The 22,932-nt window shown below is 57.3% G+C and carries 18 protein-coding genes and 2 pseudogenes; 4 read left to right on the plus strand and 16 right to left on the minus strand.

Annotated elements, in window-relative coordinates; translation table 11 throughout:
* Positions 1 to 852: 852 nt before the first annotated feature.
* From AC3G2T_RS32995 to AC3G2T_RS33020, 6 genes are all read right to left on the minus strand, one after another.
* The gene (locus AC3G2T_RS32995) at positions 853 to 1,260 is read right to left on the minus strand and encodes a PaaI family thioesterase (protein WP_474687139.1); all 408 of its coding nucleotides are present in this window, start codon (positions 1,258 to 1,260) and stop codon (positions 853 to 855) included.
* A 42-nt stretch (positions 1,261 to 1,302) separates the two neighbouring features.
* The gene (locus AC3G2T_RS33000) at positions 1,303 to 2,976 is read right to left on the minus strand and encodes a long-chain-fatty-acid--CoA ligase (RefSeq protein ID WP_488438146.1); all 1,674 of its coding nucleotides are present in this window, start codon (positions 2,974 to 2,976) and stop codon (positions 1,303 to 1,305) included.
* Positions 2,977 to 3,038: 62 nt separating this feature from the next.
* Positions 3,039 to 4,811 carry an acyl-CoA dehydrogenase family protein gene (locus AC3G2T_RS33005; protein WP_488438147.1) on the minus strand — a complete coding sequence of 591 codons (1,773 nt, stop codon included), beginning with the start codon at positions 4,809 to 4,811 and terminating at the stop codon, positions 3,039 to 3,041.
* A 13-nt stretch (positions 4,812 to 4,824) separates the two neighbouring features.
* Positions 4,825 to 6,027 carry an acetyl-CoA C-acyltransferase gene (locus tag AC3G2T_RS33010; RefSeq protein WP_488438148.1) on the minus strand — a complete coding sequence of 401 codons (1,203 nt, stop codon included), beginning with the start codon at positions 6,025 to 6,027 and terminating at the stop codon, positions 4,825 to 4,827.
* A 42-nt stretch (positions 6,028 to 6,069) separates the two neighbouring features.
* A complete protein-coding gene (locus tag AC3G2T_RS33015; protein WP_488438149.1) occupies positions 6,070 to 8,463 on the minus strand; it encodes a 3-hydroxyacyl-CoA dehydrogenase/enoyl-CoA hydratase family protein in 2,394 nt (797 codons plus the stop codon).
* A 79-nt stretch (positions 8,464 to 8,542) separates the two neighbouring features.
* Positions 8,543 to 10,576 carry a heterodisulfide reductase-related iron-sulfur binding cluster gene (locus AC3G2T_RS33020; protein ID WP_488438150.1) on the minus strand — a complete coding sequence of 678 codons (2,034 nt, stop codon included), beginning with the start codon at positions 10,574 to 10,576 and terminating at the stop codon, positions 8,543 to 8,545.
* Positions 10,577 to 10,781: 205 nt separating this feature from the next.
* Here AC3G2T_RS33020 and fadR point away from each other — a divergent pair, with 205 nt between their 5' ends.
* From fadR to AC3G2T_RS33035, 3 genes are read left to right on the plus strand one after another with little or no spacing between them, the layout of a single operon-like run.
* Positions 10,782 to 11,417 carry a fatty acid metabolism transcriptional regulator FadR gene (gene fadR / locus AC3G2T_RS33025; RefSeq protein ID WP_488438151.1) on the plus strand — a complete coding sequence of 212 codons (636 nt, stop codon included), beginning with the start codon at positions 10,782 to 10,784 and terminating at the stop codon, positions 11,415 to 11,417.
* 36 nt (positions 11,418 to 11,453) lie between these two features.
* Complete coding sequence (locus tag AC3G2T_RS33030; protein WP_488438152.1) at positions 11,454 to 12,215, plus strand: electron transfer flavoprotein subunit beta/FixA family protein; 762 nt, start codon at positions 11,454 to 11,456, stop codon at positions 12,213 to 12,215.
* Positions 12,216 to 12,243: 28 nt separating this feature from the next.
* On the plus strand, positions 12,244 to 13,227 hold the full coding sequence (locus tag AC3G2T_RS33035; RefSeq protein ID WP_488438153.1) for an electron transfer flavoprotein subunit alpha/FixB family protein: 984 nt from the start codon (positions 12,244 to 12,246) through the stop codon (positions 13,225 to 13,227).
* Positions 13,228 to 13,615: 388 nt separating this feature from the next.
* Here the strand turns inward: AC3G2T_RS33035 and AC3G2T_RS33040 are convergent, their stop codons facing one another.
* Both AC3G2T_RS33040 and AC3G2T_RS33045 read right to left on the minus strand, forming a co-directional pair.
* Positions 13,616 to 14,173: a GNAT family N-acetyltransferase gene (locus AC3G2T_RS33040; protein ID WP_488438154.1), complete on the minus strand. Its 558-nt coding sequence runs from the start codon at positions 14,171 to 14,173 to the stop codon at positions 13,616 to 13,618.
* Positions 14,174 to 14,359: 186 nt separating this feature from the next.
* Positions 14,360 to 15,019, minus strand: coding sequence for a class I SAM-dependent methyltransferase (locus AC3G2T_RS33045; protein ID WP_488438155.1), 660 nt, complete (start codon positions 15,017 to 15,019; stop codon positions 14,360 to 14,362).
* Positions 15,020 to 15,114: 95 nt separating this feature from the next.
* Here AC3G2T_RS33045 and AC3G2T_RS33050 point away from each other — a divergent pair, with 95 nt between their 5' ends.
* A complete protein-coding gene (locus tag AC3G2T_RS33050) occupies positions 15,115 to 15,537 on the plus strand; it encodes an ester cyclase (RefSeq protein WP_488438156.1) in 423 nt (140 codons plus the stop codon).
* 54 nt (positions 15,538 to 15,591) lie between these two features.
* Here AC3G2T_RS33050 and AC3G2T_RS33055 read toward each other — a convergent pair.
* From AC3G2T_RS33055 to AC3G2T_RS33090, 8 genes and pseudogenes are all read right to left on the minus strand, one after another.
* Positions 15,592 to 15,720, minus strand: a pseudogene (locus AC3G2T_RS33055) (MerR family DNA-binding transcriptional regulator); the annotation flags it as partial.
* Between the two features lie 40 nt (positions 15,721 to 15,760).
* Positions 15,761 to 16,759, minus strand: coding sequence for an alpha/beta fold hydrolase (locus AC3G2T_RS33060; protein ID WP_488438157.1), 999 nt, complete (start codon positions 16,757 to 16,759; stop codon positions 15,761 to 15,763).
* 93 nt (positions 16,760 to 16,852) lie between these two features.
* Complete coding sequence (locus AC3G2T_RS33065; RefSeq protein ID WP_474687170.1) at positions 16,853 to 17,050, minus strand: YezD family protein; 198 nt, start codon at positions 17,048 to 17,050, stop codon at positions 16,853 to 16,855.
* Between the two features lie 18 nt (positions 17,051 to 17,068).
* Positions 17,069 to 17,902: an alpha/beta hydrolase family protein gene (locus AC3G2T_RS33070; protein ID WP_488438158.1), complete on the minus strand. Its 834-nt coding sequence runs from the start codon at positions 17,900 to 17,902 to the stop codon at positions 17,069 to 17,071.
* A gap of 443 nt (positions 17,903 to 18,345) precedes the next feature.
* Positions 18,346 to 19,139, minus strand: a pseudogene (locus AC3G2T_RS33075) (TIGR00266 family protein).
* An 82-nt stretch (positions 19,140 to 19,221) separates the two neighbouring features.
* The gene (locus AC3G2T_RS33080) at positions 19,222 to 19,701 is read right to left on the minus strand and encodes an acyl-CoA thioesterase (protein ID WP_474687165.1); all 480 of its coding nucleotides are present in this window, start codon (positions 19,699 to 19,701) and stop codon (positions 19,222 to 19,224) included.
* Between the two features lie 53 nt (positions 19,702 to 19,754).
* Positions 19,755 to 20,933, minus strand: coding sequence for a formate-dependent phosphoribosylglycinamide formyltransferase (gene purT / locus AC3G2T_RS33085; protein ID WP_474687166.1), 1,179 nt, complete (start codon positions 20,931 to 20,933; stop codon positions 19,755 to 19,757).
* 63 nt (positions 20,934 to 20,996) lie between these two features.
* Positions 20,997 to 22,919 carry a nitric oxide reductase activation protein NorD gene (locus AC3G2T_RS33090; RefSeq protein WP_488438159.1) on the minus strand — a complete coding sequence of 641 codons (1,923 nt, stop codon included), beginning with the start codon at positions 22,917 to 22,919 and terminating at the stop codon, positions 20,997 to 20,999.
* Between the last annotated feature and the right edge of the window lie 13 nt (positions 22,920 to 22,932).

The following is a 22,932-nucleotide window of genomic DNA, read 5'->3' on the forward strand; positions in this document are numbered from 1 at the left end:
CTGATAATAAGTATCGTTACGTAAAGATGGAACGCCGTATGCCGCGAAAGTGGCACGTACGGTGTGAGACAAGGGAAAAGGCAACCCTAACGGAATATGCCGAGGGTGAGCCTTACCTATTGTCATCTTCATGCAACGCAATATCGCACGCTGGTAGCTGTGAGCGGTACGAAACCTCTCCTTCATGAGTTGCAGTGCTGAAATAGGCCCACGACTCTTCCTGCACAGGTTGCGGTGTTGAAGTGAGCCACGTCTCTTCCTTCACGAGTAGCGGGGCTGAAGCGGGCCGTCCCTCCTCCTGCCCGGGTTGCGGGGCTGAAGCGGGAGGGGACTAGGCGGCTTGGCAGTGAAAAAACCTGCCAAAGTGCAGGTTTTTTCTGTAAAAACGGTTCATTTTGGTGAAAAGCCTGCGATAGTGCAGGAATTTTCGGTGAAAATGAGTCTGAGCCCATGTTCGCGGTGAAAAGCCTGCACAATTGCAGGAATTTGTCGTGGTCAGCGTTTCCATCGGGCAAAAACTGTACTTTTGCAGGTTTTCTTCGCGCAACCGGGCAGATTGTACGACCGTCTCTGGCGTGAGGGTTTCTCCACAACAGGGCACCGCGCGCAGCTCCCAGCACGCGGTGCCCTGCTGCATGTAGTCGGTCGGTCGACCAATCGTTCGAAACAAGCGCACCGTGAAGCAAAAGAATGTACTTTCGCAAGTTTTCCGACCGCTGAGCAGTCGGTGATAGCCCGGTCAGCGAGTTTTTCGAAAGCGCCGCATTGCAAGGTTTTCTACATTGGCTAAGCCGGTATCACACGAGCGGGCGCGAGGCATTTCAGCAATCTGACGCGCCTCTTTCACCCGCCTCACTTGGATGTGACGCGAAACGAGCCGATGCCGATCGTTCCCAAATTCCCGTCGGCATCCGTAACCCGGCCTTGCGCGGTTATCATTTTGCGGGACTGGTGGACGACCTCCGCCGTAACGAGCAGCCGCCCGGCATGGAGCGGCGACACGAACGTTACATTCAAATTCGTCGTCACCACTTTTTCCTGCGGCCGCTGCGCCATCGCGGCGATGCCCATCGCATTGTCAAGCAGCGAGGAAAGCACGCCTCCGTGTACGATGCCGATCGGGTTTAGATGATGCGCCTTGGCATCGATGGCTATCGTCACCTTACCTTCGTCCATGCCGACAAACTCGCAGCCAAGGTAGCCCCAGAACGTCGGCTCGGCGAGCTCCGCCATTCGCTGTAATTCTTGATTTTGATCCATGCAGCTCCCTCCCTCCGCTCTTTTCCGTATCCGCCGCTCTCTTTATTTGGCTTCCCGCTCTTCCTCCAGCAGCTGGCGGCGCAGCACTTTGCCGACCATCGTTTTCGGCAGCGACTGGCGAAACTCTACTTTTCGCGGCACCTTGTAGGCAGCCAGCCGCTCGCGGCACCACGTTTCCAATTCTCGCTCATCGAGCTTCATTCCTGCTTTTACGACTACGAACGCTTTCACCGTTTCTCCCCGGTAAGCGTCGGGAATCCCTGCAACCGCGGCTTCCAGTATGGCCGGGTGCTCGTAAAGCACTTCTTCGATTTCCCGCGGATATATATTGTAGCCTCCTGCGATGATCATATCCTTTTTCCGGTCGACAATCGCAAAATACCCGTCCTCATCCATCGTCGCCATATCTCCCGTGTACAGCCAGCCGTCAATCAGCGCTGTTTCCGTTTCTTGCGGGCGTCCCCAGTAGCCTTTCATCACCTGCGGCCCTTTTACGATAAGTTCGCCGATTTGCCCATAAGGCAATTCTGCGCCCGTGGCGGAATCGACGACTTTCACGTCCGTATCGGGAAACGGAACGCCGATCGTGCCGATTTTGCGGTAGCCCCACAGGGGGTTGGCATGGGTCACCGGGGAAGCCTCGGTAAGTCCGTAGCCTTCGATCAGTCTGCCGCCCGTTAGATCCTCAAACCGCTCCTGCACCTCAAGCGGCAGCGGCGCGGAACCGCTGATGCATACATTAACGGACGACAAATCGTACTCCCGAATCCGCGGATGGTTAATCAAGGCGATGTACATCGTCGGCGCTCCCGGGAAAATAGTCGGCTTCAACTGCGAAATAGCGCTCAAAATCGGCTCCGCTTCAAACTTGGGTATCAGGATCAGCATGCCGGCCGTAAGCGCGGACTGGTTGAGCAGCACCGTGAGCCCAAATACGTGAAAACAGGGCAAAGCCCCCAAAAAGCGTTCCTCTCCGTCCTTGATCCGGAAGCACCAGTTCCGGCTCTGATACGTATTCGCAATCAGATTGAAATGCGTCAGCATAACCCCTTTGGATACGCCTGTCGTCCCGCCCGTATACTGCAGCAGGGCCAGATCGTCCACCGCATCGACCTCCGCGCAAATCGGATCGGGCCGGGAGGCGCGCAGCAGCTTTTTGTAGCTGTACACGCCCTTGCCGTAAGGAATGCGCAGCCGGATGCCGTCCTTTCGCACTTTGACCGGGTACAGCGCGCTTTTCGGAAAAGGCAAATAATCTTTGATCGATGTGACGATCACGTGCTTGAGAGCGGTCTTTTCCTTGATTTTGTGCACACGCTCGAAAAGCAGGTCCAGCGTAACGATCGCAACCGCGCCGGAATCGGAAAGCTGGTAAGCCAGCTCGCGTTCCTTATACAGCGGATTCGTCTGGACGACGACCGCGCCGAGCATCAGGATGCCGAAATAGGCGATAACCGCCGACGGACAATTCGGCAGCATGATGGCGACGCGGTCGCCCCTGCCGATGCCCAGACACTGCAAAGAGCCGGCAAAACGGAAGGAAGACTCCTGAACTTCTTCGTAATTCAGCGTCTTCCCCATAAAATAAAGCGCCGGGCGAGCCGGAAATTTCCTGGCTGATTCAACAAGAAAGAGCGCAAGATTATGCTTCGGGTAGTCGTACGTCGGCGCCACTTCGCCGGGATAATGGCGCAGCCAAGGCTTTGCGGAATTCATACAAAACCATCCCCTTCAGCTTCCTGGAGTGGAGCTTGCCTGTCTTCGCAATTAAAGGGCGACTATACGATATATTTCTCCCCTTGTACGACACGCGCTGCGATTTCGCGCTTCAAGCTTACGGTATTGACCGGGGAGCGGCGGGACAGCTTTTTCAGAATCGACAGCTGCGTACGCAGCATATCGCCTTCCTCCATCGCGCTCAAACACGTTCTCGCCAAGCTCTCCACCGTGCCAAACGCATCGTGCACAAACACGGCCGTCATCCGGACCGCATGCTCCGCCTTCTCTTCCCCCGCCCGGTCGATCAGCTTGCGGGTGCGCAGCAGCACGCTTTCGGCAGCAAAAATTTGAATCATCATATCGGCCAAACCGCCGAGCACTTCCTGCTGCTGCTCCAGCGCCGGCCCGTACTTTTGCACGGCCAAAGCCCCCGTCATCAAAAATATGTTTTTCGCCGCCGAAACGAGATGCGCCTCTTCCGCAAGCGTCCCTTCGAACGATTGACCGGGCACGAGCGAAAGCAGCTCGGCTTGCAGTGCCTGCGCTTTTTGCAGCAGCGGCAGCTCGCCTTTCATCGCTTTTTTGATGAGCGTGCCGGGAATGAGCAGGCGGTTGATTTCGTTCGTACCTTCAAAAATCCGGTTAATCCGCGAATCCCGATAAATACGCTCAATGTTGTACTCCTGGATGTAGCCGCAGCCTCCGTGAATTTGCACCCCTTCGTCGGCGATTCGGTCCAGCGCTTCGGACGCGAACACCTTGTTGATCGAACATTCCAGCGCGTATTCGGCGATTGCTTTGGCGGATTGCTTGCCCGCATCCCCGCTCGCCAAATCCATATCCCCCAGCAAGCCGTCGAACAGTCCTGCCGTTCTATATACCATACTTTCCATCGCATAGGTTTGAATATTCATTTCGGCCAATTTGCCCGCGATCAGCGGGAAGCGCGAAATCGGCGTGCCGAACTGCTCGCGCGTATTGGCGTAGCGGCTGGACAAGCGGATCGTTTCCTTGGCCGCGCCAAGACAGCCTGCGGCCAGCTTGAACCGGCCGATGTTCAAAATGTTGAAGGCGATCACATGGCCCCGGCCGGCTTCACCGAGCAGGTTTTCCACGGGAACGTGAACATCCTCGAAAAACAGCGGGCGCGTCGAGGAGCCTTTGATGCCCATTTTTTTCTCCTCCGGCCCCAGCGTGAAGCCCGGAAGACCTTTTTCCACGATAAAGGCGCTGAAATCCGTTCCGTTGATTTTGGCGTAGACGATAAAAATATCAGCAAAACCCGCATTCGTAATATACAGCTTCGAACCGTTCAACATGTAATGCTTGCCGTCCGCGGACAGGCGGGCCGTCGTTTTGGCGCCGAGCGCGTCGGAGCCTGAAGCCGGCTCCGTCAAACAATAAGCGGCGATTAACGCCCCTGTCGCAAGCCCGGGCAAATATTTCCGCTTCTGCTCCGGCGTGCCGAAGAAGACGATCGGCAGCGTGCCGATTCCGACGTGCGCTCCGATCGACAAAGCGAAGGAAGAAGCGCGGGCCAGGTTTTCGGTGATCGCGGTCGTGCTGACTTTATCCAGCCCCAGGCCGCCGTACACTTCCGGCACATCCGCGCCCAGCAGCCCCAGATCGCCCGCTTTGCGCATGAGCCGGACGGTAAGCTCGTAGTCCAGCTTTTCCAGCTGCTCGTCGTGCGGCAGCACTTCCCCGTCGACAAAATCGCTCGTCGTCTCCGCAATCATGCGGTGTTCTTCCGTAAAATCCTCCGGCGTCACGATGCTGCGGAAATCCGTGTCCGCAATGATGAAACTGCCGCCGACCACTTTGTTTTCCATGCCGTCTCCCTCCTCAGCTGCCGGCCGCTTCCTTGGCCGGATGAACTTCAAACACGCCGGCGGCTCCCATCCCGCCGCCGATGCACATCGATACGACGCCAAAACCGCCTCCCCGGCGCCGCAGCTCATAGATCAGGCTCGCCGCCAGCTTCGCCCCGGTGCAGCCGAGCGGATGGCCGAGCGCGATCGCCCCGCCGTTCACATTGACCCGCTCCTCATCCAAATCCAGCTCGCGGATAATGTGCACGCATTGGGAAGCGAACGCCTCATTGATTTCATACAGGCTTACTTGGTCTTGCGTCAGACCGGCCATGCGCAGCGCTTTCGGAATGGCCTCGACCGGGCCGATGCCCATCACTTCCGGCTCGACGCCCGAGAGGGCGAACGCGCGAAACGTCGCCAGCGGCTCCAGGCCGAGCGCTTCGGCCCGCTCGCGGCTCATCAGCACGGCGGCGGCTGCGCCGTCCGACGTCTGTGACGCATTGCCGGCCGTCACGGTGCCGGCAAGGCTGAACGCAGGCCTAAGCTTCGCGAGGCCTTCCATCGACGTGTTCGGCCGGACGCCTTCGTCCGTATCGAACACGAACTTCCGCTCGAACGCCCGCCCGCGTTCGTCGATGCCTTTGACGATCGTGCCCACCGGCACGATCTCGTCTTTGAAGCGGCCCGCCTGCACGGCGGCGGCGGCCCGCTGGTGGCTGCGCACCGCGAAGCGGTCCTGGTCTTCGCGGGAGATGCCGAAGCGGCTGGCGACCGCTTCGGCCGTATGACCCATGCCCATATACACCTCGGGCATGTCGGTCGCAAGCCGCGGATGCGGCGAGAGCTTGAAGCCCGTCATCGGGACGTGGCTCATGCTCTCAACGCCTCCGGCGACGATCGCCTCCGCATGGCCCAGCATAATGCGCTCCGCCGCATAGGCGATCGCCTGCAGCCCGGAGGCGCAAAACCGGTTGACCGTGATCGCCGGCACGGTCACGGGAAAGCCCGCGTACAGCGACATCGCGCGGGCGAAGTTCAGCCCCTGCTCGCCTTCGGGCATCGCGCACCCGATGATGACGTCTTCGACGTCCTCTTTGGCGAGCCCCGGCGCCCGCCGGACGGCTTCCTCCAGCACGGCTTTGCCGAGATCTTCCGCCCGCGTCTGGGCCAGACTGCCTTTCTTCGCGCGGCCGACCGCCGTGCGCGTGATCGATACGATAACTGCTTCCTTCATCGGCTTCACCTCACAGCTTGATAGGAATAGGAATCCATAGCTTCAATTGCGCAGCGGCTTGCCTTTGGCGAGCATATACTGCATGCGCTGCTGCGTCTTCGGTTCGCCGCAGAGGCTGAGGAACGCCTCGCGTTCCAAATCGAGCATGTACTGCTCGCTGACCGCCGTCCCGGCCGGCACGTGGCCGCCTGTCAGCACATGGGCTAGCTTGCCCGCGATCAATTGGTCGTGCTCGCTGATGTATCCGCCCTGACGCATGCTGCTCACGGCAACTTGCAGGACGGCGCTGCCGTTCTCGCCGACGACACGGATCGGCTCCGGCCGCTGCGGCTCGTAGCCGGCCTGCTCCATGCGGAGCACCGCCTGCTTCGCTTCGTAAATCCGGTGATCGGCGTTGACGACGACCGTATCTTGAGGCCGCAAATAGCCGATTCGCCGCACGTCGTGCCCGCTCGCCGACACTTTGGCCATCGCGATCGTCTCAAACACGCTATTGACGAACGGCTGCAGGTCGACCTCCGGATTGTCGGTCAGCCGGCTGATGCACAGCGCCATCTCTTTGCAGCCGCCGCCTGCCGGGATAAGGCCGACGCCCGTTTCGACGAGCCCGAAATACGTCTCCGCGGAGAAGACGATCTGATCGGCCGGCAGGCACACCTCCACGCCGCCGCCGAGCGTCATGCTATGAGGCGCCGCCACTACAGGCTTTTCAAGCCCTTTGAGCTTCGTCATCGTGTTTTGAAACAAGCGGATAATGCCGTCCACTTCATCCCACTCTTCATCCTGGGCCTCCATCAGAAGCAGCATGAGGTTGGCCCCGACGCAAAAATGTTTGCCTTCGTTCGCGATGACCAGACCGCGCCAGTTGCGGCGCACTTCGTCTACGCTCTGCGAAATCATCGACAAAATGTCCGCGCCGATCGCATTGTTCGGCGAATGGAACTCGAGACATGCGACGCCGTCCCCGATGTCGATCAAGCTCGCTCCGCTGTTCGAGCGGACCGTTTTGTTTTGCCGCTTGAGCGCTTGCAGCGAAATGTTTTCCGGCCTCGTCTCCAGGCCCCGGTACTCGTTGTGCCAGTAATAAAAAGTGCCTCCGCTGCGGTTTTGGTAAAAACTGTCATGTCCTGCCGCAATCCAGTCCTTTACCCAAGCCGGAACCGCGTCTCCTTCCGATTCCATACGCTCTACGGAACTCGCCAGCCCGATGGCGTCCCACGTTTCAAAAGGGCCTAGCTCCCAATTAAAGCCCCATTTGAGCGCCCGATCCACCTCAGCAATCGAATCGGCGATTTCGTCCAGCTTCTCCGCCGAGTACAGCAGCACCGGCTTCAGCAGCCGCCATGCCAACTCGGAATACCGGTCCTTCCCGTTTAGCAGCGCTTGCAATTTGGCCTCGGCCCCTTTGGCCTGCTTCGCCGCTTCCAGCGAGGGCGAGCTTATTTTGCGGCTGGGAGCGTATTCCATCGTCTGCAGGTTCAACGCCAAAATCTCCTTGCCCCCGTCGCCGGCCACTTTTTTATAAAAGCCTTGCCCCCGCTTCTCTCCGAGCCAGCCTTTGGCGACCATTCCGCGAATCGCTTCGGGGGTGCCAAACACCTCTTTTTCCTCCGCGTCAGCCGCATGCCGGAACACATTGTCCGCCACATGGACAAAAGTGTCGAGCCCGACCAGATCGAGCGTCCTCAGCGACGCGCTTTTCGGCCGGCCCATGGCGGGACCGCTCACCGCATCGACTTCTTCCACGGAATAGCCTTTGCTCAGCATTTCGCGCAGTGTGACCAGCAGTCCGTACGTGCCGATCCGGTTGGCAATAAAATTCGGCGTATCTTTCGCCTGCACGACGCCTTTGCCCAGTTTCTTTTCGCCGAATGCCGCCATGAATGCCACGATCGCCGGGTCGGTGCGCTCGCCCGGAATGATTTCGAGCAGCTTCATATAGCGTGGCGGATTGAAAAAATGCGTGCCCAAAAAATGCTTTTTAAACGCGTCGCTGCAGTGTTCGGCCATTTCGCGAATGGAAATGCCGGACGTATTGGAGCTCACGATCGTCCCCGGCGTCCACACCGCTTCGATACGGCCGAGCAGCTGCTGCTTGATGGGCAAGCTTTCCACGACCGCTTCGATAATCCAATCCACAGCGCCGAGCTTTGGCAAATCGTCTTCGATATTGCCCGGCGTAATTTTTGCGGCAAACGCTTCGCTGAAAAGCGGGGCCGGGTTCGTCTTTTTCAGCTTTTCAACGGCGTTCAGAGCGAGCCGGTTTCTTACTTTGGGATCGTCCGGCGCAAGTCCTGCCGCCTCTTCCTCGGGGAGCAGGCTTGCGGGCACGACATCAAGCAGCAGTACGGGGATGCCGACATTGGCTAAATGAGCGGCGATACCGGAGCCCATCACTCCGGAACCGATAACTGCGGCTGTGCGGATTTTGGTCATAGCGGATAACCTCCTGGGCGTTGTGCTTCGGCCTCGCTTGCAGCGCTTGGCATAAAGCCGAATGCTCATCACAATGATTTTATGCCGTTCCGAATACGGACATTTCCAAAATTTCTGCAATATCGCGCGTTTGTACCCGTTCTTCGATCTCCTTCAGCTTCGTTCCGTCTTCCATCATCGTCAAACAGTACGGGCACGCCGAACCGATCACCGTCGGATTTACGGCCAGCAGTTGCTCGATTCGCGCCAGATTGACGCGCGTGCCTGCGCTCTCCTCCATCCACATCATGCCGCCGCCGGCGCCGCAGCACATGCTGTTTGCGCGCGAGCGCGGCTGCTCGACAAGCCGGACGCCGGGGATCGCTCCAAGCACGCTGCGCGGTTCCTCGTACACTTCGTTATAGCGTCCGAGATAGCAGGAATCGTGATACACAATTCGCTCCCGCACCTCGTGGCGGGGCCGCAGCCGTCCCTCTTTTACCCATAAGGCAAGCAGCTCCGTGTGGTGGTAAACTTCCGCCTGCAGACCGAAGTCCGGATACTCGTTTTTAAACGTATGATACGTGTGCGGGCAGGCCGTGACGATTTTCGTCACATTGTATTTTTGAAAAACCGCGATATTGTCGGCGCACAGCTGCTGAAACAAAAATTCATTGCCCATTCTGCGCGGCGTGTCGCCGGAGTTTTTCTCCTCGCTGTCCAAAATCGCGAAGGAAACGCCTGCTTCGTTCATCAGCCTGACGAAAGCGCGGATCACCTTGCGGCTGCGGTTGTCGTACGAACCCATCGAGCCCACGAAGAGCAAGTATTCGAAATCCGGGTTCTCTTTGACCGTGCGGATGCGAAGCTCGCCGTCCGGGTCGGTCTCCTTCACCCACTTGGCCCGGTCGCTCCTGCTGATGCCCCATGGATTGCCCTGCCTCTCGATATTAAGCAAAGCGCGCTGGCCATCGTGCGGCATGCTGCCCTGCGTAAGGACGAGATGCCTGCGCATATCGACGATTTTGTCCACGTGCTCGTTGCCGACCGGGCATTGGTCCTCGCAATTGCGGCATGTCGTGCAGGCCCACAGCTCCTCCTCCGTGATGACGCCGCCGATCAGCTCGGTCGCAAGCGGGTTCGGATCGCCGCCCCCGGCAAAAGCGAACGCCGGAACCCACGGCGATTTGGAGGTGACCGCTGCGCCTTTTACCGTTAAATGATCGCGCAGCTTGGTGATCAGATGCATCGGCGACAGCATTTTGCCCGTCGTATGAGCCGGACAGACGCTCGTGCAGCGGCCGCACTCCACGCAGGCGTACAAATCAAGCAGCTGCTTTTGCGTAAAATCTTCGACCTTCCCGGCGCCGAACGATTCCGCTTGCTCATCTTCCAGATCGAGCGTGCTGAGCTTCCCCGCCGGTCCGGTGCGGCGCAGCAAAATGTTGACCGGCGCCGTTATCATATGGAAATGTTTGGACTGGGGCACATAAACCAGAAAAGACAAAAAAATCAGCAAATGAACCCACCAGCCCGCATAAAAAGCCGCCGCTGCCGCAGATCGGGACATCCCGCCGAAAACGCCCGCAAGGAGCGACGAAATCGGCGCGAGCGCAGAGGGTTCCAATCCTTCCCTCAGCCGTTCGAAGCCCATCGTGAAGAGCACCGACAGCATCAAAAAGAAGATAAAAAACAGTACTGCGCTCGGTTTCCAGCCCCTTTTGAGCCGCTGCAGCTTTTCGACGTAACGCCTGTAAGCCGCATAGCCGATAGCCAGCACGATGAGCGCCGCCGTCAACTCCTGAACGAAACCGAACCATGCGTACCCGGGAATCGGCAGCCCTTTTCCGATCAGCCCTTTCACAATCAGGTCCAGCGCCCCCAGCTGCAAAATAAGAAAGCCGTAAAAAATGATGATGTGCATCACCCCGCTCCGGCGGTCTTTCAGCAGCTTCGTCTGCCCGAATACCTGGACCGCGAATTCGCGCAGCCGCTCCTTCACCTCCCTGTTCAAATTCACCGGCTTTCCGAGACGAATGTACAAATAGCGGCGATATACAGCCAAGCCGAACAAATAAACCGCATATCCGGCCACCGCAACAAACAGCGCAAACTGAACGAACGTACCGTTCACATCGATCACCCTCCCGGAAACCAACTTTCTTCAAAACACAGCATCGGACAACGCAAAAAAGCAACATTCACCCGCTATGGCAACCATACGTGAACAATGCTTCATAGATGCTGCGACCTGTGCGTGAGCTCCGGCTTGCTGCGTTTTCCGTAAACCATTCATTGACAGGGGGTCAGCCTTATTTTATGATGAAATCACCAAATGAATGAGTATTCATTCAGAAATATTTGTATTCTGCACCGGGGTGATCCGATTGACAAGCGGCAAAAAGCCTGATAAATATTACGCGATTCTCGAAGGCGCCCTCCGGGTTTTTGCGGAACACGGCTTCCACCGTTCGCAAGTATCGCGGATAGCCAAAGAAGCTGGCGTTGCGGACGGCACCATCTATTTGTACTTCAAGCGCAAGGAGGATATTTTGACCGGCTTGTTCCGGGAAAAGCTCGGCGAGCTTGTTGAAAAGTTCAACAGCGGACTCGACGAGCGCATGAGCGCCAAAGAAGCGCTGTACAAAGTGTGCGAGATCCACTTTTCGGAGTTGGAAGCCAATCTCCCGCTCGCCTACGTTACCCAAATTGAGCTGCGGCAAAGCGACCTGGAGCTGCGCAAAGAAATCGGCACCGCCGTCAAGCCATATATTGTTCTGATCGAAAATATACTGGAAAAAGGCAAGCAAGACGGCAGCTTCCGCGCCGATCTGGACGTCAAGCTCGTCAGGCTCCTCCTGTTCGGAGCGATGGACGAAGTCGTCACCTCCTGGCTCATCTCCGGGCAAAAGTACCGGTTATCCGCGCAGGTGAAGGGCACGATCGATTTTTTCATGAAAGGCGTCGAAAGCTAGCACTCTCTACATGTATATTCGGAAAGGAGCTTGGCTATGGACATTTTTGTACTGCTGAAGCAAACGTTCGATACGGAGGAAAAAATCGCCGTCGAAGGCGGAGCGATTGTGGAGGAAGGCGTTAAATTTGTCATTAACCCATACGACGAATATGCCGTCGAGCAAGCGATACGGATCCGCGACGGTCTCGGAGGCAAAGTGACTCTGCTCTCCGTCGGTCCCGAACGGACGGCGGAAGCGCTGCGGACTGCGCTCGCGATGGGGGCGGACGAGGCCGTGCTGATTGCAGACAGCCGCATTAGCGGGGATGAATACGAAGTTGCCGAAATTTTGGCCGCTTATTTGAAGACGCAGCCTGTCGACCTGATTCTCGGCGGCAATTTTTCCGTCGACAACGGTTCCGGCCAGGTGGCGGTTCGGCTTGCCGCCCTGCTCGGCCTCCCGCATGCAGGGGCCGTAACGAAGCTGGACATCGCCGGCGGCATCGCTGTCGCGCAGCGCGACGCCGAGGGCGACACCGAAGTGATCGAAGTCCCGCTCCCCGCCCTTTTCACCGCTCAGCAGGGCTTGAACGAACCTCGTTACCCTTCTCTTCCCGGCATCATGAAAGCCAAGAAAAAGCCGTTCCGGCAGCTCACTCTTGACGATATCGGCGCTGCCGGGACCGCCGCCCGTACGGTTCGCGTCGGGCTCGCGCTCCCGCCGCAGCGCAAGGCGGGCCGGATTTTGCAAGGCGACATTCCGCAGCAGGCCGCAGAATTGGTGCTGGCTCTGCGCCACGAGTCCAAAGTTATCTGAAAACAGGAACTCAAAGGAGGATGTTTGCATGGCACAACCATTTCTCGTTGTTGCGGAAGCCCGCGGCGGCAAGCTTCGCCAAGTATCGCTCGAAACGCTGCGCGCGGCCCGGCTATCCGCGGAGGCGGACGACCGCATAGCGGCTGCGCTCATTGGCGGCCCCGGCAGCAAAGCGCATGCCGGGCAATTGGCGGCCTGCGGCGCCGATGCCGTCTACGCCGTTGAGCACCCGGATTTGGACGCGTACAATCCGGAAGCTTATTTGGCCGCCCTGCTTGAGGTCGTACGGACCGCAGGGGCAAAAGCCGTTTTCCTCGGCCACACGGCCGTCGGCCGGGATTTGGCCCCGCTCGCGGCCGCGAAGCTGCAAGCCGGCCAGCTCTCGGACGTTACCGCCATCGAGCGCGGCGCGGATGGCGTCGTCTTTACCCGCCCGCTTTACGCAGGCAAAGCCGTCGAAAAGAAAGCGTTTGCCGATCCGGACGGAACGTGGATCGTGACGATCCGGCCGAACAACATCGCAGCCCCGGAGCCTGACGCTTCGCGTCAAGCCGCCGTCATCGATGTTGCCTATCCCGCTCCCTCCCTGCGCGCCGTCGTCAGGGAGGTCGTCCGTAAAACGTCCGGCGCCATCGATTTGGCAGAAGCCAAAATCGTCGTCTCCGGCGGACGGGGCGTGCGCAGCGCCGATGGCTTCAAGCCGCTCGAAGAGCTGGCTGCCGTCCTCGGCGGCGCTGTCGGGGCTTCCCGCGGAGCGTGCGACGCGGGGTACTGCGATTACGCGATGCAGATCGGCCAGACCGGCAAGGTCGTGACGCCGGTCCTCTACATCGCGTGCGGCATCAGCGGCGCCATCCAGCATTTGGCGGGGATGAGCGGATCGCGCGTCATCGTCGCGATCAACAAGGACCCGGAGGCGCCGATCTTCAAAGTCGCCGACTACGGCATCGTCGGCGATCTGTTCGAGGTCGTGCCGCTGCTGACCGCGGAGTTCCGCACGCTGCTGCCGTAGGCGGGTGCCGACCCCCTTACGGCCCCCGGCTCCCCACGCCCGAGTCGATAGCCATGATCTGCCGGGCGGTGCGAAGAAAACCTGCAAAAATACATGAATTTGCACCCTTGATCCACTAGCCACGAAAAATTCCTGCAATTGTGCAGGCTTTTTCGCCGCGCAGATGGACTCAGGTTCATTTTGACGAAAATTCCTGCACTTTCGCAGGCTTTTCACCAAAACGAACCATTTCTGCAGGAAAAAACTGTACTTTCGCAGGTTTTCTCCTGTCCTGGCTTGCAAACCGTCCCATGAACGCCCGCCATGCAGCCGCATAACCGCGATAGGGTAGGCACGAACGGGAAAGCACAACTGCGCCAAACATTAGGCGCCCGTTACTTCGAAAATATCACAAGTAATACGACGTGTTTCCATTTCTGCTTAGCCACTCTTCCTGAAGAAGACCCATGATCACCTGATCCCGGAAGCCATTCATCGTCCACAAGGCTTTACGCCGTACACCCTCGACAGTGAAGCCTACTTTTTCGTAACACCGAATCGCCCGTTTGTTATCAGCAAACGTGTCGATGTCAATACGGTTTAGGTTATAGCGCGCAAATAGAATCTTTACAAATTCCGACAATGCAGCCGTCCCGTACCCTTTGCCCCAAAAGTGGCGGTCGCCAATCAGCATGCCAATTGTTGCCCTTCGCGCTAACCGGTCCATATTGTTGAAGGAAATCTGGCCAATTACTATAGGCTCCTCTTGAGCATCCTCTTGTACCTCAATCACAAAAGCGCGCTGCGTATCTTGGGGTGACTGTTTTCGGACCTCTTCAACTAACTGCTCTCGTGCAGGAATCGCATTGCCAAACCCTCCTGCCGCCCAGAACATCACTTCTTCATCCAACTTAAACTTATAGATCGTATCCACATCGCGGAGTTCAACCGGTCGAATATTAACCATAAATTAGGCCCCTCTCATAAATTTAATAATTTTATGTTAAATTATTCCAGATAGCTAATCAAGTAGAATGAAACATCATCCAACAGGCCATTTGCGGACTGGATGATGTTGATGCAGCGCGCAACCGATCTGAAAGCTGTCTTGCAGCGATTTCATCCGTCGCCGCATCGCCGAGGCTGATTTTTTTTACTCTTTCACCCACACGACCGAATAGCGCCAAAACAAGTGAAGCTTGAACCGATGGGAAGGCAGATGGGCATCGTACAGCTTTTTAAGCTCGTGCGAAGTCATGTACACGTCATTCGCGCCGTGCTCTTGCCAGGCCAACTTCTCGGCTTCCGTCTGCCACGCTTTTTTTCGCCACAAATGCAATCGGCTGTACGGCGCGGCCCACAGGTTGGCGAGCTGTTCCCACCTGCTCTGCTCATACAGATCCAAAATGGCGAGCACGCCGCCCGGGCGAAGCGCTTTTTTCAGCTTGGGCAGCAGCAGGCCGAGATCCAGGTGGTGGAAAACGGCAAGCGAAGCGATGAAATCGAGCGATCGTTCCTCTAACGGCAGTTCCATAATATCGGCGTTCAAGTATGTAATATGGGGATACGATTCGGAGCGTTTCCGCGCCCTTTCCAGCATGCCTGGGGATAAATCCAAACCGGCAACATGCTTCGATTTTTCAGCGACAATACGCGTGAATTCACCCTTTCCGCAGCCGATATCCAGTGCGTGCCCGCAATTGCGAGGTGTGTACTGCACCAAAAACCCGTGATAGTGCGAGTTGTGATTCCATTTCTCCTGCTCTACGCCGGCCAGCTTGTCGAAATCTTGACGGATTGTATCCTTGTCCATCGAGCGATTCGTCTCCTCCTTCAAAACGTTGTACAATAGAGTAGACGAACACACATATCATTCAGTTTATTGCGAGGAAAGGATGGAGGAAACGCATGTCCCTGACAGAAGTCGTACGGCAATTTTTTGAGCAAGTCCGTTCCGGCAAAAACCCCGATACCGCCCATCAATGGATGGCCGGCCAAGTTCTCGCCCATCAAATGACGGCTGAGCAGGAGACAACCGTGCAGCGGACTCCCGGCAACTACGCCGATCATGTCCGGGAGATGGCGGCCGCCTACGGTCCGTTCGATTTGCAAATCCAGGAATTGCTTTGCCAGGATGACCGGGTCTATGTGCGCTGGAAGCAGACGGGCACCCATGTCGGCGAAGTCGACGGCTTCGCGCCGACGGGCAAGACGGTTGTCGAAATCGCCAGCGCCGTTTACCGCGTAACCCAAGGCAAAATCGTCGAGTACTGGATACAGATCGACCGCAAAGGCATTCGCGCCCAATTGGAGCGAAATGCCCGGGGCTAACTAGGGGTTAGAGCCTATTCCAGTTCCCGCTGAGTTTATTCTCGCTGCGCACCCCTGCTCGTAGTAGCGATAACCGTTCTCACCATAATGAGCGGGCTTGAGCAGTCCGATCTCATCGTAATAATGCAGCGTGCGGACGCTGATCCCGGTCATTTGCAAAACTTCTTTGACGGTGTAGGCCATCTGTCGTTCACCAAAAAAATAGATGGCGTCCGTCCGCCACCTACAATTGCGCATAAGTATCCAGCCATTTCACAATGTCCCGCATCACTTCATCCCGGTTGATCTCGTTCAACATCTCGTGGCGTCCGTCCGGATACAGCCTGCCGGTCACCTGCCGCAAGCCGAGCTCGCGGTACATGTCGAGCAGCCGCCGAACCCCTTTGCCGCAATCGCCGACCGGATCCCGATCCCCCGAAAAAACAAAAATCGGCAAATCTTTGCGGATTTGGACCAGCAGCTTCGGCTGATGAATGGTTTTGAGCCCTTTGAAAAAATCCCGGTAAAACCCGGCTGTAAAAACGGCGCCGCAGTAAGGATCGGCGACGTAAGCATCGACTTCCAGCGGATCCCGGCTGAGCCAATCCGCCGCTGTACGGTTAGGCGCAAATTTTTTGTTATACGCTCCAAAAGTAAGCGCATGAATGATGCCGCTGCGATGATCGTCCCCTCTAAGCCAGGCTTCAACGGCTGCGATGGCCAGACCCGCTTCGAGAACCGGACCTTGTTTGCCGTTCGATCCGGACAAAAGAACACCTTGCACCCGATTCGGATGCTCCGCCATGTAGGTTGCCATGTACAATTGCACGACAAACGATCCCATGCTGTGTCCCATGACGAACAGCGGCGAATCGCTATCGTAGCGGGAACGCACATATTCGGTAATTCCCGCCGTGTGCCATGCCATCCTGTGAAAGCTATTTTGCCCCAAAATGCCTACCCGATCCGGCGAACCGGCCGTTCGTCCATGGCCAATCTGATCATGGGCAAAAACCGCGTAACCATGCGCTGCCAAAACTTCGGCAAACCGCTTGTAGCGCCCTGCCGTTTCCGACATGCCGTGTACGATCTGCACGATGCCCTTAACACCGGACTCTTCCTCTGGAAGCCATTCGTATACGAAAATTTCCGTGTCCTCCGTGTCCAGCCAAATGAAATTCCGCTCCCGCATAGGCTCCTCCCGCCAAATTGTCGTTACTCTCAGTATAAAGGCTTCAAGCATACGAAAACAGCCCCCTTTCCAAAGAAAGAGAGCTGGCGGCAAGTCGTCATCGGGACGGATCGCGGTTCAGGTGTACAGGCAGGCGGCAGGCGTTCAGGCTTTGCTCTGCTTGACGGCTTTTACCGCTTGAAGCTGCTGCGCTTGAGATTCGAATCTTTTGCGTTCTGTCCGGTCAATCTGAGCGATTTTCCCGTCGTGAACTACAATTTGTACAGAGCCGTACTCCATCCCGTTAAGCATTTGTTTGATTCTGTCCACCCAAATATCATCCAGTTCCAAAGGTTTGGCCATCATGAATCCCTCCAACTATTAAATCGTCCAATCGTTCCATTCTTTTTTGCGTTTCTGTACAAAAGACAGCCAATCCGCTGTTTTCTCGAACAGCTCTTTGGTGGCGGAAGCAGTCGAGTACGTATGATCTGCATGATAAATAAGTTCCATGTCACACTGGCCTTCCTTGCGGAGCCAGAACATTTTTTGATAAAGCGGGGCGTAGTCGACCGGAATCGTCTCGTCGGCCGTGCCATGTATGACGAGCACGTCACCGTTGAACTTGCGAAGCTGCTCGAACGGCTGGTGCCGGGATAACGACTCGAAGAAACGGCTTGTCAGCATATAGCCATGATGATCGATCGAGCCTCCCTGCGGCAGTTTTTCATATTCGCTTTTGCCGACGATTCTTACGATATCGTTGTGCGGATGTGCGACGGCAGACCACAGCACGAGCGTTTTTACGCGATGATCTTTGGCTGCGGTCAACAGCGCGGCAGCTCCTCCGAGGCTGTGCCCCACGAGAATAACCCGGCTTAAATCCACGCAATCGATCGTAAGCGCATAATCGATAACGCTGCGGGTCTGATCGATCAGAACGTCAAGACCGCCGGCTCCGTAATCGCCTGTGCTTTCGCCGCAGCCTCCGTAATCAAACCGAAGAACGAGGTACCCCTTGGCGCTGAACTCACGAGCAGCTTTAACGAACAATCGATCTACCCCAATCCGGCTGCCGATGAAACCGTGGCAAATAATAATAAGCGGCCAGCGCTCGCAATCGGTTGTCGGAGCCCCCTGCGCAGTATGGGTCGGGTAATGCAGCGTCGCTGCCAATTCGGTATTGTCGCTCTGAATCGTGATCGTATGTTCCATGGGAAGACTTCCTTTCTTCGTGTCAAGTTGATCTGTTATGTTGAACCGGTGCGGATACTTCTTCTCCAGCTTCTAGGGTTTCCCGGTCAGATAAACGGTATCCGAACAAAAACGTCCTGTCCTGCCCCGCCCTTCCGCCCGCTGCACCGCTTTTGGAGTGTTAAAGTAAACGCTGTTCTTATCCAAGCCAACCCCTCTCGCGCTGCCATTAAAATAATTTTGAATAAAATGCCCAGCTGCCGCTGGAATTTACAAAATTACCGACATCATCTCCGGAGGTCCGGTGGATAATAATAAATAATTCCGATGTGTTTACTAAGATTAATTTACATTTATATTAGCACCACCCCGAAGAGGTGTCAATGCTGTTTTTGGAATATTTTTCGCAGCTCCCTCTTGATGACAAAAAGCCGCCAGTCAGGCGGCTTTTTCCGAAGCTCGTCTTATTTTCCGTCACCGTCAAGCAGGTTCCCCAAGCCTCCCAGAACGCTGCCCTCCTCTTTGCGCCCGAAAGGGCCGGAGGCCGCTACGATGCGATCAGCCAAACGGCTGAACGGCAGCGATTGGATCCAAACGCGTCCGGGACCTCTAAGCGTTGCGAAGAACAGCCCCTCGCCGCCGAACAGCGCCGTTTTCACGCCTCGCACCATTTCGATGTCGTAATCCACATCTTGCGTCATAGCGACGAGACAGCCCGTATCCACGCGGATCATCTCCTCGTGGCGGAGCACTCTCTCGCAGATGGTGCCGCCGGCATGGACGAAGGCGAGGCCGTCGCCTTCAATCTTTTGCATGATGAAGCCCTCGCCGCCGAAAAAACCCGCCCCCAGCTTGCGTTGGAACGCGATGCCGAGCGAAACGCCTTTTGCCGCGCAGAGAAAAGAATCCTTTTGACAGATCAGCTTGCCGTCCAACTGCCGCAGGTCCATAGCCATGATTTTGCCGGGATACGGCGCCGCAAAGGCGACCTGCTCTTTGCCATCGTAGCTGCGGTTCGTAAAAATGGTCATGAACATGCTCTCGCCCGTTAAAAGACGCTTGCCTGCACCGAACAGCTTGCCCATAAAGCCTTATTATCGTTGCTTCCGTTGCCAAATATGGTTTCCATCTGTATGTTTTGATCCATCATCATCATGCTGCCGGCTTCCGCAACGACGCTTTCCCCCGGATCAAGCTCGATTTCCACGTACTGCATTTCGTTCCCTAAAATCCGATAATCGATTTCGTGTGCGTTCATCAAATTACTCCACCTAAAATGTATACAAATTAGTATTGTATACGGTCTAAGGCAGCGAGAGTTTCATGAAGGCCGGAACTTCTTACAGCGGATTTCGTTCGGCTTTGCGCTTTTTCCTTGCTTCGTAGCGGGAGTGGGCGGTTTCGAACAGCCTCTTCTCCTCCTCGGTTTCCGGGATGACCGCCGGTACAGGGCAAGGCTGCCCCTGATCATCCAATGCGACGAATGTCAAGTACGAAGTTGCCGTCGTTTTCTTTTCTCCTGTCAGCAAATTTTCCGATTCCACTTTCACGTACACTTCCATGGAGCTGCGGTGCGTCCAGGTGACAAAAGCTTCCAGCTGAATCGCTTCGCCAAGCTTGACCGGGGCCAAAAAGTCCAGGCTGTCGCTGGAAGCCGTCACAACGGACCGGCGGGAATGGCGCATGCTGGCTATAGTTGCCACCTTGTCGATAAAATGCATGACGCGGCCGCCGAACATCGTATTGTGAAAGTTCGTATCGGCCGGAAAAATAATTTCGGTCATAATCGTGCGGGACAATCTGGCTGGTTTGGCTTCCAATGCAATTTCCTCCTGATGATAACTTGCCATGCCATGCTTGTGAAAAGCGGAATTTACTCGTAATTCAGCTTCAATGCGGATGCCGCCTGCTTGGCGCGGCTTCTCGCTTCTTCGACCGTCTCGGCGCTGCTGAGCGCGACCGCCATGCGGCGTCCTGTTTTCGTCTCGGGCTTGCCGAATACGCGAACTTGCGTGTTCGGTACGGACAGCGCATCCTCCAGCCCGCTGATTGTGTAGGACACTTGCTCCCGGTCCGCTTTCAGCGTATAGCTCGCTCCCGGCGTCAACAGCCGGATGCCGGTTATCGGCAGTCCGAGAATAGCTCTCGCATGCAACGCGAATTCCGTCAAATCCTGGGTCGCCATCGTCACCATGCCCGTATCGTGCGGCCGCGGGGAAACTTCACTGAAATAGACGCCGTCCTGCGAAAGGAACAGCTCGACCCCGTAGATACCGTAGCCCCCGAGCGCATCCGTAATCGTTTTGGCGATATGCCGGGCTTCGGCAATGTGCGCTTCGCTCATGGCATGAGGCTGCCACGATTCTATGTAGTCGCCGTCTTTTTGAATATGCCCGATCGGCTCGCAATACGTCGTTCCCGATACGGAACGGACCGTGAGCAGCGTAATTTCCGAATCAAAATGGATGAACTCCTCGATGATGACGCGGCCGTTCTTGGCGCGCCCGCCTTCCATCGCATAGTTCCAGGACTGCTCCGCGTCTTCCGGCTTCCGGCATACGCTTTGCCCTTTGCCGGAGGAGCTCATGATCGGCTTGATCACGCAAGGCGTTCCAATGCGCACCACAGCTTCTTTCAACTCTTCAAGCGTATCGGCGAACGCATATTTCGCGGTGCGCAGCTGCAGCGTTTCCGCCGCCAGACGGCGAATGCCCTCGCGGTCCATCGTCAGACGGGATGCCGTTGCGGTAGGGATGACGCGAAAGCCCTCCTTCTCCAGCTCGACGAGCACAGGCGTGGCAATCGCTTCGATTTCCGGCACGATCAAATCCGGGCGCTCCTGTTCAATCAAGCTTCTCAGCTGCTCGCCATCCAGCATGTCGATGACATGGCTGCGATGCGCGACTTGCATGGCTGGCGCGTTCGCATACCGGTCGACGGCAATCGTTTCGATCCCGAGCCGCTGCGCTTCAATGACGACCTCCTTGCCGAGCTCTCCGGAACCGAGCAGCATCATTTTTTTCGCGCGGGGGGTTAAAGGTGCTCCGTACATGAATCAAGTTCCTCCTGACTGCACTTTCGATCATTTTTACCTGTCTTATTGTAAAGGATTTGTTTATGAAAAGATAGATTTAAGCAGCAGTTTGCGCAGAACGGGGGCAAGCTGCTCCGGCAGTTCGCCAACGTTCGGCACGACGATGCTGCTGCGCCCGTAAATGTTGCGCATCGTCAACTGCTGCGTCTCATGAACCTGGCCGTTCGCAAGGAAGACGCTGATCACTTCCAGCCCCTGGCGGCGCGCTTGCAGAACGGCCTCGCAGGTGTCGAGGATGCCCGCATCGTTGTAATTCGCTGCCGAAGGCTCGCCATCCGAGAACACCAGGAGCACGCGCTGCCGCTCAGGCCGCCGCAGCAGCCGCTCCGCCATGCGGCGGATCGCGAAGCCGTCGCGGTTGTCCTGCTGCGGCTCAAGCGCGAGCAGAGCCGCTCCGCTTCCGGGCGCGCAGGAGGAGCCGAAGTCGACCGCAACCTGGAACAGGTTGGGCGCTTCCTGCTCCGTGACGCGGTCCGCGTCCTCCCAGAATCCCACCACCTCGTGGGGGATTCGCAAAAACTTCAGGGTCTCGTGGAACATCACGAGCCCGAGCTTCGTTTCGTCCATTTTGTCGTACATGGACGCCGAGCAGTCGACGAGCAGCGCGAACGCTGCGTCGAGCTGCGGCACAGGCGCGCGCTTCTTGTAGAAGAGGCGCGGCGCCTCCTCGACCACGGCTCGCGTCAAGCGCTTGTCGAGCCGCCCGAACAGCCGATCGCCGCGCGGGGCGATCCGCTTCTGCTCCAGCGTGCGCCGTATCGCGCGCCGGAGCTTGTTCGCGAGCGGCGCCACACGCTCGCTCATGCGCCTGTAGGCGGCCTCCTGCTCCGCGGTAGGCCGCCCAGGCGCCAGCCACGTCGCCGTCGCGCGCACGCCGGCGACGACCTTCCCGTGCCCTGCGGCTGCGGGCACGGCCTCGCTTCGGCGCCGCTCGCCTCCGGCGGCGCCGGTCTGCTGCGCGCGCAGCGAACGCGCCTGCGCGATCGCGAGCGCCTGGTCGGCGGCGTCGCCTTCGCGCGGCGACTCTCCTTGCGCGGCCGTCCGGGTGCCGCGCTCCAGCTCAAAGCGCAGCAGCCCCGGGCTGCGGTCACTGCTCTCGCGGTGCCAGGTCGGCATCCGCTCCTGGCCCGGAAGCTGCCGTTCCCCCGGCTCTGCAGGGAGCGCATCGTCACCGGCGAGCCGCTTTGCTCGCGCCAGCTCGCCGCGATAACGGGCCGGCAGCGGCTCGTCCACGCCGCTGCCGGCCTGTGTCCAAAAGTACAGCGCCTGCGCATCCCGCTGCACCCGAAAAGACAGCGACTCCATGATCGACTCGCAGCAAGAGCCTACTTCCGCCGTATGCTCCGCATCTTCTGCCATTTCCAGCAGCGGGTAGAGCGGCAGAAGCCAGGAGTGAAGCGTCCGGTACGTCTCGGCCGCCTGTTCGTCCGCCTGTTCCGGCAAAGCCCAGGCCGCTCCCGTAAACCAGCCATAAATGAGCAAAACCAGCGCTTCCGCGCGCTCATTCTTGCTCATATGCATTTTCAACTTATGCTGAAAAAAAGCCGCATAAATACGATGCCTGCTGTCAAATACTTTCGAAGTTCCGGGCCGAAGCCTGCGGCATATCCGTTCCAACCGCATGTCTTCGCATAGAGCAAACAGTTGATTTGCCAACCTGGGCAGAGCCGCAGACATGCAAAAATCCAAATAGTTGTCCACAGCCGAAGCCCCCGTAAACCATGCGCTGCCGATGCCGCGCAAATAGACGTCGCTCTTCATGCCCGCCTCCCGGTCGGCCGCAGGAAAATCGCGCCAAAATTGACTCACCGTCATTTTTGCCGCCGCTTCGTCATAATGAGAATGATATGCCGCTTCAACCTCCAGCTCCTTGACACGCGTAAACATCCGGGCCAGATCGGCCAGCTGCATATGCAGCATCGAGTCGATTTTATCGTCCAACAAGCTCAGTTTTCCT

The sequence above is a fragment of the Paenibacillus sp. sgz302191 genome (assembly GCF_057749925.1).